Consider the following 13,980-nt stretch of genomic DNA (forward strand, 5'->3'; position numbering starts at 1 on the left):
GAAGAAGCTCGCAAAGCCGAAGAAGCTCGTAAAGTTGAAGAAGCTCGTATTTCTGCCAAACTGACTAATTTAATTGAATTTGCACTTCAAAAAGGGTTATCTGAAGAGCAGGCAAAGCAATTTGCAGCAGCAAATATAGAAACTGAAGATAGTGAAAAACAACAAAAACTTACAGCCTTCATCAGACAATTAAATATTGATGAAGCCGAGAAACTTAAAGGTACAGATTTCTCAAATGCAAAATATCCTTTTGATACGCTTCAGGCAAAGACTACTGCAAGTTCTCAAAGTATTAGAAATGCGCTCACAAATGAAAACCGTATTCACTCTGTTATCTACAATTTACCATATTCCGTAGTAGCTGGTGATTATTCGGGTAACATTTCATATAACAATCAAACTGGCTATATCTTCTCAGATGATAGAGAATCTTCTATTGTGATCAATGGATTAAAAACAGATTCTCAAGCTATTCCAAGTATAGGTTCTGCAACTTATACAGGTAAAGCATTTAATGGAACATATCTAAATACTTATGATTGGAACTCACATGAATCAAAAGAAAGTATAAAAGAGGGTTTATTATCTTACATCATTGATTTCTCCAAACGCACAGGTTCCGGGGAAATTACCGGACTGGGCGACACAATTAAGCTGCATAGTGGGATAATTCAGGATTCTAATATTTCCGCATCAGCAGAACAGGGATACAAAACCGGTAACTACTCATTGGGTTTCTTCGGTAAAAATGCGGAAGAAGTTGCAGGCAAAGTTATCTTTAATGGAAAAGATACTGTCGGCTTCGGCGGACAGCGCGGAGAGATTCAAAAATAATTTTCCATCTTAATTATGATGTAAAAGGTCGTCTGAAACCGTTTCAGACGACCTTTTCGACCATTTTCACCGCGTTATCCATATTTATCCGTATAATGACAGAATACGCCTGCAATCCATATCCCCCTGAATAAAATGAATAAAAATTATCTCGTCTTACTGATGCTCTCTTTCCCGTCAGCCGCCCTTGCCGATACACCCGTTGTCCGTGTACCTGCGCCTGTATTTTTTGACAAGCAGCCTAACAGCGAAACACCTTCAAAAGATTTTACCGACGACAAACCCACAGAACAGAGGCTTTCAGACGACCTTTCTGCCGATTCCTCATTGGAAGCACAGATCAACCGCGCATTAATCGGACGGGACTGGAAGATGCTGGAAGGTTTGTTGGCGCAATATAAAGCCGCGCCCGACCGGGATGCCGTTTTATACGATTATGCTTTAGGCGCGTTGAGGCGCAGTCAGTTGCGGCATGATGAAGCTGTCTCGCTCTATCGCGGCATTTTGGCGAAACATCCCGATTTGGCGTATCCGCGTTTCGATTTGGGTGTAATGATGTTTGAAAACAAGCAGTATCGTGAGGCAAAAGCTGAATTGAAACGGGCAAAACCGGATTTGCAGCCGCCCATGCAGCAACTTGCCGACCGCTATCTTGCTTCCATTGAATCGGCGCAAAGCTGGCAGCCTGATGTTTCGCTGCAATACGAGCAAACCGATAATGTGAACAATGCCTCATCCGAGCGCGTTATAGAATGGAACGGCAGACGCTGGAATAAAACCGCTGACAGCCTGCCGCAAAAGGCGCACGGTATCCGCTACGGCGCTGGCGTATCGCGCGAAATCAATGTGGGCGGGCATCATTTTGTTTACGGCAGCCTGAGCGGCGACGGCGTGCATTATTGGGACAATCAGGATTTTAACGAGCAAAGCCTGCGCTTGGCGGCAGGCTATAAAAACCGTTCGGCAGTGCAATCTTTCGGGATTGTACCGTTTGCCGAGCAAAACTGGCTGGGCGGCAAACGCTATAATCGCGAAACCGGTATCCATACCGATTTTTCACGTCGTCTGAACGAAAAATGGCGGCTCTCGCTCAATGCAGGCTATATCAAAAAATACTATCGGAACAGCGGCTCGGCAGCGCGTTACAACAGCCATATGCCGCTGGCGGGGGCAACGCTGGCATACTCTGCACCGAAAAACTGGCTGCTCTACGGCGGCGCAGACTGGTCGCACGAAATGACCAAAGAAGCGGAGCAGGCATCCGTGCGCAAGGGCATACGCTTCGGCGCGGCGAAAGCGTTTGAGAACGGATTCGGCATCCGTACCAACCTGCGCTACGCCCGCCGTACCTTTGATGCACCGGGTAGCCTGGTGTACCGCCTGACTCGAAAAGACCATGAATATCAGGCAAATGCCTCTATTTGGCACAATAAAATTTCATGGAAAGGCTTAGTGCCGCATTTGAATTTCCGTTATCTCAAAATCGACAGCAATATGAGCGGCTTCTATTCCCGCAAAAGTATGCAGACATTTGTCAGCGTGGAGAAACAGTTTTGAAGCAGCAGGGATAAGGGGTTGGAAAAACACTCTGCCCGCCATCCGCCGAGATTCCCGTATCGGCAGGAATCCGTCGAAAATCTTGAGAAATAGGTATTTGAAAAACGGTTGTCAAAATTAAAAGTGAATCTCCACCTATGCGGAAATGACGCCGATTGAAGCGTTTCTGTTTGAATAACAATAAATCGGATTCGAAAATCCGAGCGGTAAACCCGATAAAAAGGTCGTCTGAAAGCCCAAGCAGCTTTTCAGACGACCTTTTTTGATTTTCAGCTTGCACAACTGCCCTTCACAAGGCCTTGTGCTTGCGACGCTTGAACCATTTGCCCAATATACCGCCTTCGCGCCCGAACACCAGCGATACGGCATACAGCACGCCGCAGCACAAGATAATCGCAGGTCCGGACGGAATTTCGACGTGATAGGAAAACAGCAGTCCGGCAAAACCGCAGACCAGTGCGATAAAGACGGACAAAGCCATCAACGCGCCCATGCTTTTCGCCCAGAGCCGCGCGGTAATCGACGGCAGCATCATCAGACCGACCGACATCAGCGTACCGAGTGCCTGAAAGCCTGCAACAAGGTTCATCACCACCAAAATCAGGAAGACGACGTGCCAAAAGCCGCCCTTCCCGCCGACCGCCTTCAGAAACAGCGGGTCAATGCTTTCCAAAACCAGCGGGCGGTAAATAATCGCCAATGCCGTTACCGTGACGCTTGCCGAGGCGGCAATCAGTTGCAGCGCGGGAATATCCACCGACAAGACCGACCCGAACAAGAGATGCAGCAAATCGACGCTGCTGCCGTTTTTACTGACCAAAACCACGCCGATTGCCAGACTGCTCAGATAAAAGGCGGCAAAGTTGGCATCTTCCTTCAACGATGTAAAACGGCTCGCCAAACCCGCCAAAAGCGCCATCAGCAAGCCTGCTGCAAACCCGCCGACGCTCATTGCAGGCAGGCTCAGCCCGGCAAACATATAGCCGATTGCCGCACCGGGCAGGACGGCATGACTCAAAGCATCGCCCACCAGGCTCATGCGCCGCATGACCAGGAACACGCCGACCGGAGCGGCACTCAAAGCCAGACAGAATACCGACGCAAGCGCATAGCGCATAAAGTCGAATTCCGCAAAAGGGGAAATCAGCAAATCGTATAAATTCATGGTATCCGGTAAATAAGGGAAAACTTCTGAAAATGGGAAACGTCGTCTGAAAATCCTTCGCCGCATCTTTCAGACGACGTACTGCCTTACAAGGGGGCTGCGCAAACTATACGTCGCACCAGTCCTCAGACTCCTGCCGCTGCATCAGCATATTCGCGCGGGCAAGGTTTTCATCGGTCAGGACGGACGGCGTTCTGCCCGCCGCAACCTTTTCCCGGGCCAGCAACAGCGTGTCCGAAAAATAATCGCGTACCTGCGCATAATCGTGCAACACCGCGATAATTGCCTGCCCTTCCTCATTGCATTGGCGCAATACGTCCAAAAGCGCGTAAGTCGTGCGCGCATCGACGGCGTTGAAAGGTTCGTCCAAAAGCAGGAATTTTGCCCCCTGCGCCAGCATACGCGCAAATAAAACGCGCTGAAACTGGCCGTTGGACAAATGCGCGATCTGCCTGTCGGCAAAATCCCGCATACCGACGCGCGCAAGCGCATCCAAAACGCGGGTACGCTGCGTCGCGTCAACCCGTCCGAAAAAGCCGATTTCGTACCACAAACCCATCGCCGCCAGTTCGAAAACCGTCATCGGCTGGCCGCGGTCGATGTCCGACTGCTGCGGCAGATAGGCGATGTCTTTGCGTTGCAGGTTTTGCAGGAGGACGCGTCCCGTATCGACTTGCTGCAAACCCATGACCGCTTTTAAAAAAGTTGATTTGCCCGCCCCGTTCGGCCCGCAGACCGCCCACATCGAATGCTCGGCAAATTCGATGCCGACATGGTGTACGGCAGGCCGTGTCCGGTAGCTGACCGTCAGATTTTCAACAACGATACTCATGTAACCGCCCAAAAATACATGCCCCAAACCGCCGCCAAAGCGAAAAGCGCAATCAGCAGGCGTTGGAACAATCCGGTGAGTAAAATGGAATTCATAACAATATCGGAATTAAAGACGATGTGTTTAAAATGAAACAAAAGCAAGGATGATACTTTATAACATTATGATTGTAAACATAAAGACAGTATCAGGATATAGGCACGATTCTTGAGGACAAGGCATCTGCCGTTTTCAGACGACTTTTTTCAAAGCCGGCGCAGGCGGTTTGCCCGTATAAGCAGCGTGTACCTTGCCCATGAAGAAACGACCCGGCTTATCGTCCGATTCATGAGTCAGTAGGCCAGATATGAGTATCCAACGTTGCCAACATTCAAACCCTAATTAGGCAATGTGGAAAATTTCAAGCAGTTGTCGGATACAAGTATCCTACCTACATCAGCAAGCAATGAAGCCAATTACAAAAGGTCGTCTGAAAACCCATATTCAGGTTTTCAGACGACCTTTTATGCTTCAAATCCCGTGTTATTGCAGACTGTGTTCCAGCGAAATGCCTGCCGCCCAGCCGGTTTTGGGGTCTTTGCTTTCTTTGACTACGCCTGAGTTGAATGAGAGGGTCGTGCGTTTGGAGAATTTGTATTCGGTGTTAAACGCGAGCTGTTTGTAGTTCTTGCCGGTATCGGAGCGACCGTAGGCGACGCCGAGTTTAGGGGTGATGTTGCCCATGGTGTAGCCGGCGGTCACTTGGAAATCGCGGGTGTTGGTATTGGTTTTGGTTTCGTCTTCCCAGTGGAATTTGTCGGCAACATTGCGGGCGTACATCATGCCGGCGGCGAGGTAGAGATTGTCTTTGTCGTAGCCGACTTTCATGGAATGAACCTGTCTGTCTTTGGTATCGTCAGGCGAGCCGTTGCGGGCGTATTCGAGGGCGTAGTGAGCGTTGAAGCCGTTGGTCGGGTGTTTGTAGTGCAAGCCTAAGCCCGCCATCCAGTCGCTGTTACGTTTCCTGTCTTTGTATTTGTTGGCACCGGGCGCGATTTGGACGCGGTAGTTGAAGCCGTTGTCGAAGGTTTTGGATTCGTAGTTCAGGGCGATTTCACGACCGCCGAAACGGGTCATGCGCCCCATGGTTTGGGTGTGGTTGTTGCCGTTGAATGCGTCTTGTTCGCCGGTCAGGTAGTGCATGGGGGTACTGAGCCAGCCGGCACGGACGGTACCGAAATCGCCGCGCAGGCCGATATAGGAGTCATCCGTACTCCAGCCGTTGTAATCGAAAGCGACGAATGAATTGACGCCGTAGATGAGCTTGAGGTCTTTGTCGAGTTTTTCACTGCCCATAATCCAGATGCGGCTGTTGTTGTCGGATATATCGGTAGCGGATTGGCCTTTGCCGTTGCGTTCGTGCTCGATGGAGGTAAATATCCGCCCGCCGATTTTGGCTTCGTTATCGGACGCCAAAGCAGGAACGGCAAGCGGGACGGCAACCGCAATCATCAGCAACTTCTTCATTTTATTCTCCTTTTGTTTGATTTTTCTGAACTTTTGTTTCGACAGGGTTTTATACTATTTTAGGATTGCAAAAAAATCAATATTTTTGTAATCGCTTGTAACTTTTATTTTCAAAAATGTTTTTTATGGCGTTTTTTTGTGTTATCTTGCAAACCAATTCCAAGAACAGGCGGATTATTTCAGATATTTATAGAGAATAAATCTTTTTATCCGCCTAAATTCAGAATATTTCCCTATTTTGTAGTCGTATGTAATTTTTTTATTTCTGCAAGACTCAAACCTGAGGGGAGATAAGGAAAAGAGGAGAAACAACGTGCTGCCGACCAAACTTTATTCCGTATCGGCTTTATCGCTTGCCGTGGTGCTTGCGCTGTCGGCGTGTCATCGCGAAGTCAAGCCCGCGCCCGAATTCAAACGCAGCGAATACAATAAAATCGTCATCAGCAACGCAGTCGAACCGAGTACGCTCGACCCGCAAAAAAGCTCGGATATGGCGGCGGGCGCGATTATCCGTCAGATGATGGACGGCTTGGTCAGTACGGATGCCGAAGGCAAAACCATTCCCGCGTTGGCGTTGAAATGGGAGCCGTCGGACGAAGGGCGCGTTTGGACGTTCCACCTGCGCGATGCGAAATGGAGCAACGGCGACCCGATTACCGCCGAAGATTTCGTTTACAGCTTCCGCCGCCTCGCCGATCCCGAAGTCGCCGCGCCTAGCAGCAGCTATTTGGAAGATGCGAAAATACAGGGGGCGGCGGAAATCCTGCAAGGCAAGGCGAAGCCGGATACTTTGGGCGTCAAGGCTTTGGACGAGAAAACGCTGCAATTCACGCTCACCGCGCCTGTGCCGTATTTCCCCGACATGCTGATTCAGCAATTCACCTATCCCGTCCACCGCGCCACGGTCGAAAAATTCGGTGAAAAATGGACGCAGCCGGGCAATTATGTCTCCAGCGGCGCATACATCCTCAAAGAATGGCACGTCAACAGCCACATCACCATGGATAAAAACCCCGCTTATTACGACAGCAAAAAAGTATCCATCCCGCGGGCGGTGTTCCTCGCCAGCGGCAAAGAATACGACCGCTACCGCGCCGACGAAGTGGACGTTACCTACGGCATCCCTTCCGACCAGATTAAGATTGCCGAGAAAGAATTTCCCGGTCAGGTTCGGCGCGCGACTTTGCTGTGTTCTTGGTTTTTAGAGCCGAACTTGGAATCCGCCGAATTTAAAAATCCCAAAGTCCGCCGCGCGCTCAACCTGCTGACCGACCGCGCCATCATTACCAAGGTTGCCGCACGCGGCGACAAGGAAGCGTTCCAGCTTACCCCGCCGAATATGCAGGGCGGCGGCGAGTCTGCGCCTGCGTGGAAGCCGCTGAAACGCGAAGCGCGTATTGCCGAAGCAGAAAAACTCTTGCGCGAAGCGGGTTATAGCGAAGAGAAACCGTTCGAGTTCCAAATCGTCTATACCACCAGCGAGGCCGCCAAAAAACAAATCACCGCGCTGCAATCCATTTGGAAGGCGACCGTGCCGTTCGTTCGCCCCACGTTGATGAACGAAGAATGGAAAACCTTCTTGGACAAGCGCATGCAGGGCAATTTCAGCATGGCGTTCGCGGGCTGGTGTTCCGACTACAACGACCCTGCGGGCATGCTCAATATTTTCAAATCCAACAATCCGAACAACGCCTTCCATTACAAGAATCCCGAGTTTGACAAGCTGATGAACAGCACGCTCGAAGCGGGCATTTCCGCCGAAGAACGCGCTCGCCGCTACGTCAGCGCCGAGGCGATGCTGCAACGCGACGACGCCTTTATCCCGCTGTATCACCAAGTCAGCATCAATCTGGTGAAACCCGACATCCAAGGCTACTCCGACCGCGACCCGCTGAAAAACTATACTGTTAAGAATTGGTCGTTTGCACCCAAGAAGTGATTTGATAACATAGACACGTTTTTCAGACGACCTCCCTGTACATCAAGTTATAGTGGATTAACAAAAATCAGGACAAGGCGACGAAGCCGCAGACCGTACAGATAGTACGGAACCGATTCACTTGGTGCTTCAGCACCTTAGAGAATCGTTCTCTTTGAGCTAAAGCGAGGCAACACCGTACTGGTTTAAAGTTAATCCACTATAAAAGGGTCGTCTGAAACCGCGAAACCCTATTGGAGAATCCCGTTCATGAATACCGTATCGAATTACCTGTCCGCATTGCGCGAAGCCATGAAGGCGCAAGGCTTGGACGCACTCGTCATCCCCTCCGCCGACCCCCATCTTTCCGAATACCTGCCCGCACACTGGCAGGCGCGTCGCGAGTTGTCGGGCTTTACCGGCTCGGTCGGCACTTTCGTCGTTACCGCCGATGAAGCGGGCGTGTGGGTGGACAGCCGCTATTGGGAACAAGCCACCAAACAGCTTGCAGGCAGCGGCATCGAGCTGCAAAAAAGCGGGCAAGTTCCGCCGTACAACGAATGGCTCGCAGCAAACCTTTCCGAAAACGCCGCCGTCGGCATCCCTTCCGATATGGTGTCGCTCACCGGCAAACGCACTTTGGCGCAATCCCTAGCCGCCAAAAACATCCGCATCGAACACCCTGACGACCTGCTTGACCGCGTATGGAGCAGCCGCCCATCCATCCCCGCCGAAACCGTGTTCATCCACGACCCCGCCTACGTCTCTGAGACCGCTGCCGAAAAACTCGCCCGCGTGCGTGCCGTCATGGCTGAAAAAGGTGCGGATTACCACTTGGTTTCCTCGCTTGACGACATTGCTTGGCTGACCAACCTGCGCGGCAGCGACGTGCCTTTCAACCCTGTGTTCGTGTCCTTCCTGCTTATCGGCAAAGACAACGCCGTTCTCTTTACCGACCAAGGTCGTCTGAACGCCGAAGCCGCCGCCGCGCTGCAAACCGCCGGCATCACGGTCGAACCTTACGCCCAAGTTGCCGACAAACTCGCGCAAATCGGTGGCGCGCTGCTTATCGAGCCGAACAAAACCGCCGTCAGCACCCTCGTGCGCCTGCCCGAAAGCGTGCGCCTGATCGAAGGCATCAACCCGTCCACCTTCTTCAAATCCGTCAAATCCGAAGCCGACATCGTCCACATCCGCGAAGCGATGGAACACGACGGCGCGGCGTTGTGTGGCTTCTTCGCCGAGTTTGAAGACATCATCGACAACGGCGGCAGCCTGACCGAAATCGACGTGGACACCATGCTCCACCGCCACCGCAGCGCACGTCCGGGCTTCATCTCATTGAGTTTCGACACCATCGCGGGCTTCAACGCCAATGCCGCCCTGCCGCATTACAGCGCAACGCCCGAAAGCCACAGCACCATCAGCGGCAACGGTCTGCTGCTCATTGACTCCGGCGCGCAATACAAAGGTGGCACGACCGACATCACCCGCGTCGTCCCCGTCGGCACACCGACCGCCGAACAAAAACGCGACAACACCCTCGTTCTCAAAGCCCATATCGCGCTTGCCGAAGCCGTGTTCCCCGAAAACATCCTCTCGCCGATGATAGACGCCATCTGCCGCAAACCCCTGTGGCAGGCGCAATGCGACTACGGTCATGGTACAGGACACGGTGTAGGCTATTTCCTCAACGTCCACGAAGGCCCTCAAGTCATCGCCTGCGCCGCCGTTCCCGGCCCGCAGCACGCCATGAAAAAAGGCATGGTTACCTCCATCGAACCCGGACTCTACCGTCCCGGCAAATGGGGCATCCGCATTGAAAACCTCGCCGCCAACCAAGCTGTTGCCAACCCGCAGGAAACCGAGTTCGGCAGCTTCCTCTACTTCGAAACCCTGACCCTCTGCCCCATCGACACCCGCCTGATGGACACCGCCATGATGACCGCCGGCGAAATCGACTGGGTCAACCGCTACCACGCTGAAGTCCGCCGCCGCCTCGAGCCGCTGACCGAAGGCGCGGCAAAAGCATGGCTGATCAAACGTACCGAACCGCTGGCGCGTTAACCGCAAAGGTCGTCTGAAAAACGACTGTGGCGTGGGTTCTAACCATGAGTCCGCGCCAACCCAAAAGGTCGTCTGAAAAACAACCGTAGCGTGGGCTCTGCCCACGAAAAACACCAGCAAAAGGTCGTCTGAAACCCAAAATCCCGTTTCAGACGACCTCCGAAACAAACATAAAACGCAGGCTGCCACCCGCAACCGCCACAATAAAAAAAAACCGTCCGAAATCCCATCCCAAGTTTTCAGACAACCATAAAAGCCGTAGGGTGGGCTTTGCCCACGAAAAGCATCAGCCAAAAGGTCGTCTGAAATCCAAAATCCCGTTTCAGACGACCATACATAAAAGCAAAAGCCCGCACACCCAAAAACCAAGGGCCTGACTACAAAGAAGAGAAAACCAACCCCAGCGTCCGAACACCCGTTCAGACCGCCTTCCCGTATTCAGGCATATTCCGACCCACCAAGCCCCGAGCAGGTACGATATGCTGAAATTCATCATCCGCCGCATACTTTCCGCCATCCCCACCATGCTGGTACTGATTACCGTCTCATTCTTCCTGATGCGGCTCGCACCCGGCAGCCCCTTCACCGGCGACAAAAACGTACCGCCCGCCGTACTTGCCAACATCGAAGCCAAATACCACCTGAACGACCCGATGTACCTGCAATACTTCAACTACCTCAAACAACTCGCCCACGGCGACCTCGGTCCCTCGTTCAAATACAAAGACTACAACGTCAACGAGCTGCTCGCCCAAGCCCTGCCCGTTTCCGTCGAGCTGGGCGTGTACGCCTTCATCATCTCCACCGTCTTGGGCGTACTCATGGGCACCATCGCCGCACTCAGGCGCAACACATGGGCGGACTACACCATCATGACAGCCGCCATGACCGGCATCGTCGTCCCCAGCTTCGTCAAAGCCCCCATCATGATTTTCATCTTCGCCATCACCCTCAAATGGCTGCCTGCCGGCGGCTGGAATGACGGCTCGTTGACCAGCCTCATCATGCCCGTCGCCGCCCTCTCCATAGGCTATGTCGCAGGCCTCGCCCGCATCACGCGCGGCGCGATGATAGAAGTGTTGAACAGCCCCTACATCCGCACTGCCCGCGCCAAAGGACTATCAATGAACAGCATCGTCCTGCGCCACGCACTGCGTCCCGCCATGCTGCCCATCCTCTCCTATCTCGTTCCCGCCTTCGTCGGCATCATCACCGGCGCCATCGTCATCGAAAGCGTCTTCGGGCTGCCCGGCATCGGACAACTCTTCGTCAACGGCGCGCTCAACCGCGACTACGGCATGATCTTGGGGCTGACCATCCTCGTCGGCGTACTGACCATCGTCTTCAACGCCATACTCGACATCCTCTACGCCCTGATCGACCCCAAAATCCGCTATTAAAAGCAAAAAAGGTCGTCTGAAAACCGGTTTTGCCGTTTTCAGACGACCCCCGAACAAAAAACGGAGAACACCATGCTATTCAACAAGAAAAATTCCCGCGCCATAGCAGACGCAGCCGAACAGGCACAAGTACACGGACGCAGCCTGTGGCAGGACGCATGGCGGCGTTTCAGCAACAACAAAGCCGCCCTGTGCAGCGTCTTCATCCTTGCCGCCATTATCCTCTTCGTTATCGCCGTCCCCTGGGTCAGCGCCTACACCTACGATTACACCGACTGGGACAACATGCAAATCCCGCCTTCCTTCGCCACCCGCCACTACTTCGGCACCGACCTGCTCGGACGCGACCTCCTCACCCGAGCCGCCGCCGGCGGACGCATTTCCCTGCTCATCGGCATCGCAGGCGCACTCGTCGCTGTCGTCATCGGCACGCTCTACGGCGCGCTCGCAGGCTTTTTCGGCGGCAAACTCGACTCCGTCATGATGCGCCTGCTCGAAATCCTCAACGCCTTTCCTTTTATGTTCTTCGTCATCCTGTTGACCACCTTCTTCGGACGCAACCTCTTACTCATCTTCGTCGCCATCGGACTCGTCTCATGGCTGGACGTCGCCCGCATCGTCCGCGGTCAAACCCTCAGCCTCAAACACAAAGAATTCGTCGAAGCCGCCCGCATCACAGGCGTATCCCGCCGCCGCATCGTTACCCGCCACATCATCCCCAACGTACTCGGCGTCGTCATGGTTTACGCCTCCCTGCTCGTCCCCGGCATGATCATGTTCGAATCCTTCCTCAGCTTCCTCGGATTGGGCGTACAAGAACCCCAGACCAGTTGGGGTTCCATGCTCCAAGAGGGCGCAGCCTCCATGGAAGCCGCCCCGTGGCAGCTCCTCGTCCCCTGCTTCTTCCTCGTCGCCACCCTCTTCTGCTTCAACTTTATCGGCGACGGCCTGCGCGACGCACTCGACCCCAAAGACCGCTGACACACACCACGAGGACACACCCATGAACACCCCGTTACTCACCGTCGAAAACCTCGACATCCGCTTCCAACTCCACGAAAAAACCGTCCACGCCGTGCGCAACATCAGCTTCAAAGTCGCCAAAGGCGAAACCCTCGCCCTCGTCGGCGAATCCGGTTCCGGCAAATCCGTTACCGCCATGTCCCTCATGCGCCTCCTGCCCGAAAACACCACCCGCTACGGACAAGACTCACGCATCACCTTCGACGGCACATCCATCCTCGACGCAGACGAAAAAACCCTCCGCAGCCTGCGCGGCGGACGCATCAGCTTCATCTTCCAAGAGCCCATGACCTCGCTGAACCCCTTCATGAAAATCGGCACCCAGCTCACAGAAGCCCTGCGCGTCCACAACAAAACCATCACCCGCAAAGCCGCCCGCGAACGCATCCTCGACCTCCTCAACCGCGTCGGCATCCGCGAAGCAGAACGTCGTCTGAAACAATACCCCCACGAATTCTCAGGCGGCCAGCTCCAGCGCATCATGATCGCCATGGCGCTGCTCAACGAGCCCTCCCTGCTCATCGCCGACGAACCCACCACCGCCCTCGACGTCACCATCCAGGCAGAAATCCTCGACCTCCTCCACGACCTCCAAAAACAAATGGGCATGGCGATAATCTTCATCACCCACGACCTCGGACTCGCCGAACACTACTCCGAAACCGTCTGCGTCATGAAAGACGGCGAAATCGTCGAGCGCGGCAAAATCAAACAAGTTTTCGCCAACCCCACCCACCCCTACACCGCCCAACTCATCCACTCCGTCCCCAAAGGCATGAAAGACCCCGTAGAAGGCAACCCGCCCGAACTCATCCGCGCCGACGGCATCAACGTCCACTTCACCCTCAAACACAACTTCTTCGGCAAACCCCTCAAAACCTTCCACGCCGTCAAAAACATCAGCCTCGCCATCCGCCAAGGCGAAACCCTCGGCATCGTCGGCGAATCCGGTTCCGGCAAATCCACACTCGGCAAAGCCATCATGCAAATGCTCCCCTACCAAGGCAGCATACACTTCGACGGCAGCGACCTCGCCGCCCTCAGCCCCGAGCGCGCGCGCCAGCTCAAAGCCGAACGCCAAATCGTCTTCCAAGACCCCTACGGCTCACTCTCCCCCCGCCTCACCGTCGGCGAAATCATAGGCGAAGGCCTCACCGTCCACCGCCCCGAAATGACCAAAGCCCAACGCACCGAACTCGTCCTCAAAGTCCTGGACGAAGTCTCCCTGCCCGCCGACGCCCTCAACCGCTACCCGCACGAATTCTCAGGCGGACAACGCCAACGCATCGCCATCGCCCGCGCCCTCATCCTGCGGCCCAAGTTCATCCTCCTCGACGAACCCACCTCCGCCCTTGACCGTTCCGTCCAAATCAAAGTCGTCGAACTGCTGCGCGGACTCCAAACCAAATACGGACTGACCTACATCTTCATCAGCCACGACCTCTCCGTCGTCCGCGCCGTCAGCGACAACGTCGCCGTCATGCAGCACGGAGAACTCGTCGAATACGGCAGCGCAGACCAAATCTTCCACCACCCGCAGAAAGACTACACCAAACGCCTCATCAACGCCGCCTTCGACCTCTGACCCAAGGTTGCCTGAAACCCAACGTAGCGTGGGCTCCGCCCACGAACCCCACAAATACCAAAAGGTCGTCTGAAACCCAACTTTCAGACGACC

The 13,980-nt window shown here is 54.0% G+C and carries 10 protein-coding genes; 7 read left to right on the forward strand and 3 right to left on the reverse strand.

Annotated features, from left to right (window positions below; all coding sequences use genetic code 11):
* Positions 1–834: Slam-dependent surface lipoprotein (locus HMPREF2954_RS12725; protein ID WP_070689109.1), on the forward strand; the 834-nt coding region annotated here is incomplete at its 5' end.
* 135 nt (positions 835–969) lie between these two features.
* Positions 970–2,391: a surface lipoprotein assembly modifier gene (locus HMPREF2954_RS09355; RefSeq protein ID WP_045074670.1), complete on the forward strand. Its 1,422-nt coding sequence runs from the start codon at positions 970–972 to the stop codon at positions 2,389–2,391.
* A 289-nt stretch (positions 2,392–2,680) separates the two neighbouring features.
* Here HMPREF2954_RS09355 and HMPREF2954_RS09360 read toward each other — a convergent pair whose 3' ends face one another.
* The 3 genes from HMPREF2954_RS09360 to HMPREF2954_RS09370 form a co-directional block, all read right to left on the reverse strand.
* The gene (locus tag HMPREF2954_RS09360; protein ID WP_019270326.1) at positions 2,681–3,556 is read right to left on the reverse strand and encodes a metal ABC transporter permease; all 876 of its coding nucleotides are present in this window, start codon (positions 3,554–3,556) and stop codon (positions 2,681–2,683) included.
* Between the two features lie 106 nt (positions 3,557–3,662).
* Entirely contained in the window at positions 3,663–4,388 is a 726-nt protein-coding gene (locus HMPREF2954_RS09365; RefSeq protein WP_060975186.1) for a metal ABC transporter ATP-binding protein, read from the reverse strand.
* Positions 4,389–4,910: 522 nt separating this feature from the next.
* Positions 4,911–5,894, reverse strand: coding sequence for a porin (locus HMPREF2954_RS09370; RefSeq protein WP_045074663.1), 984 nt, complete (start codon positions 5,892–5,894; stop codon positions 4,911–4,913).
* Between the two features lie 313 nt (positions 5,895–6,207).
* On the opposite strand from HMPREF2954_RS09370, the gene HMPREF2954_RS09375 reads away from it, so the two are divergent.
* From HMPREF2954_RS09375 to HMPREF2954_RS09395, 5 genes are all read left to right on the forward strand, one after another.
* On the forward strand, positions 6,208–7,833 hold the full coding sequence (locus HMPREF2954_RS09375) for a peptide ABC transporter substrate-binding protein (RefSeq protein ID WP_009312660.1): 1,626 nt from the start codon (positions 6,208–6,210) through the stop codon (positions 7,831–7,833).
* Positions 7,834–8,082: 249 nt separating this feature from the next.
* Positions 8,083–9,879 carry an aminopeptidase P family protein gene (locus tag HMPREF2954_RS09380; RefSeq protein WP_003741767.1) on the forward strand — a complete coding sequence of 599 codons (1,797 nt, stop codon included), beginning with the start codon at positions 8,083–8,085 and terminating at the stop codon, positions 9,877–9,879.
* Positions 9,880–10,358: 479 nt separating this feature from the next.
* Positions 10,359–11,279, forward strand: coding sequence for an oligopeptide ABC transporter permease OppB (gene oppB / locus HMPREF2954_RS09385; protein ID WP_003741770.1), 921 nt, complete (start codon positions 10,359–10,361; stop codon positions 11,277–11,279).
* Positions 11,280–11,351: 72 nt separating this feature from the next.
* Positions 11,352–12,260, forward strand: a complete 909-nt coding sequence (gene oppC, locus HMPREF2954_RS09390) for an oligopeptide ABC transporter permease OppC (protein ID WP_045074659.1) — start codon at positions 11,352–11,354, stop codon at positions 12,258–12,260.
* 22 nt (positions 12,261–12,282) lie between these two features.
* Positions 12,283–13,887, forward strand: coding sequence for an ABC transporter ATP-binding protein (locus HMPREF2954_RS09395; protein WP_045074657.1), 1,605 nt, complete (start codon positions 12,283–12,285; stop codon positions 13,885–13,887).
* The last annotated feature ends 93 nt before the right edge of the window (positions 13,888–13,980 follow it).

Origin of the sequence: Neisseria sp. HMSC067H09 (assembly GCF_001814135.1) — a bacterium.
GTDB lineage: Bacteria > Pseudomonadota > Gammaproteobacteria > Burkholderiales > Neisseriaceae > Neisseria.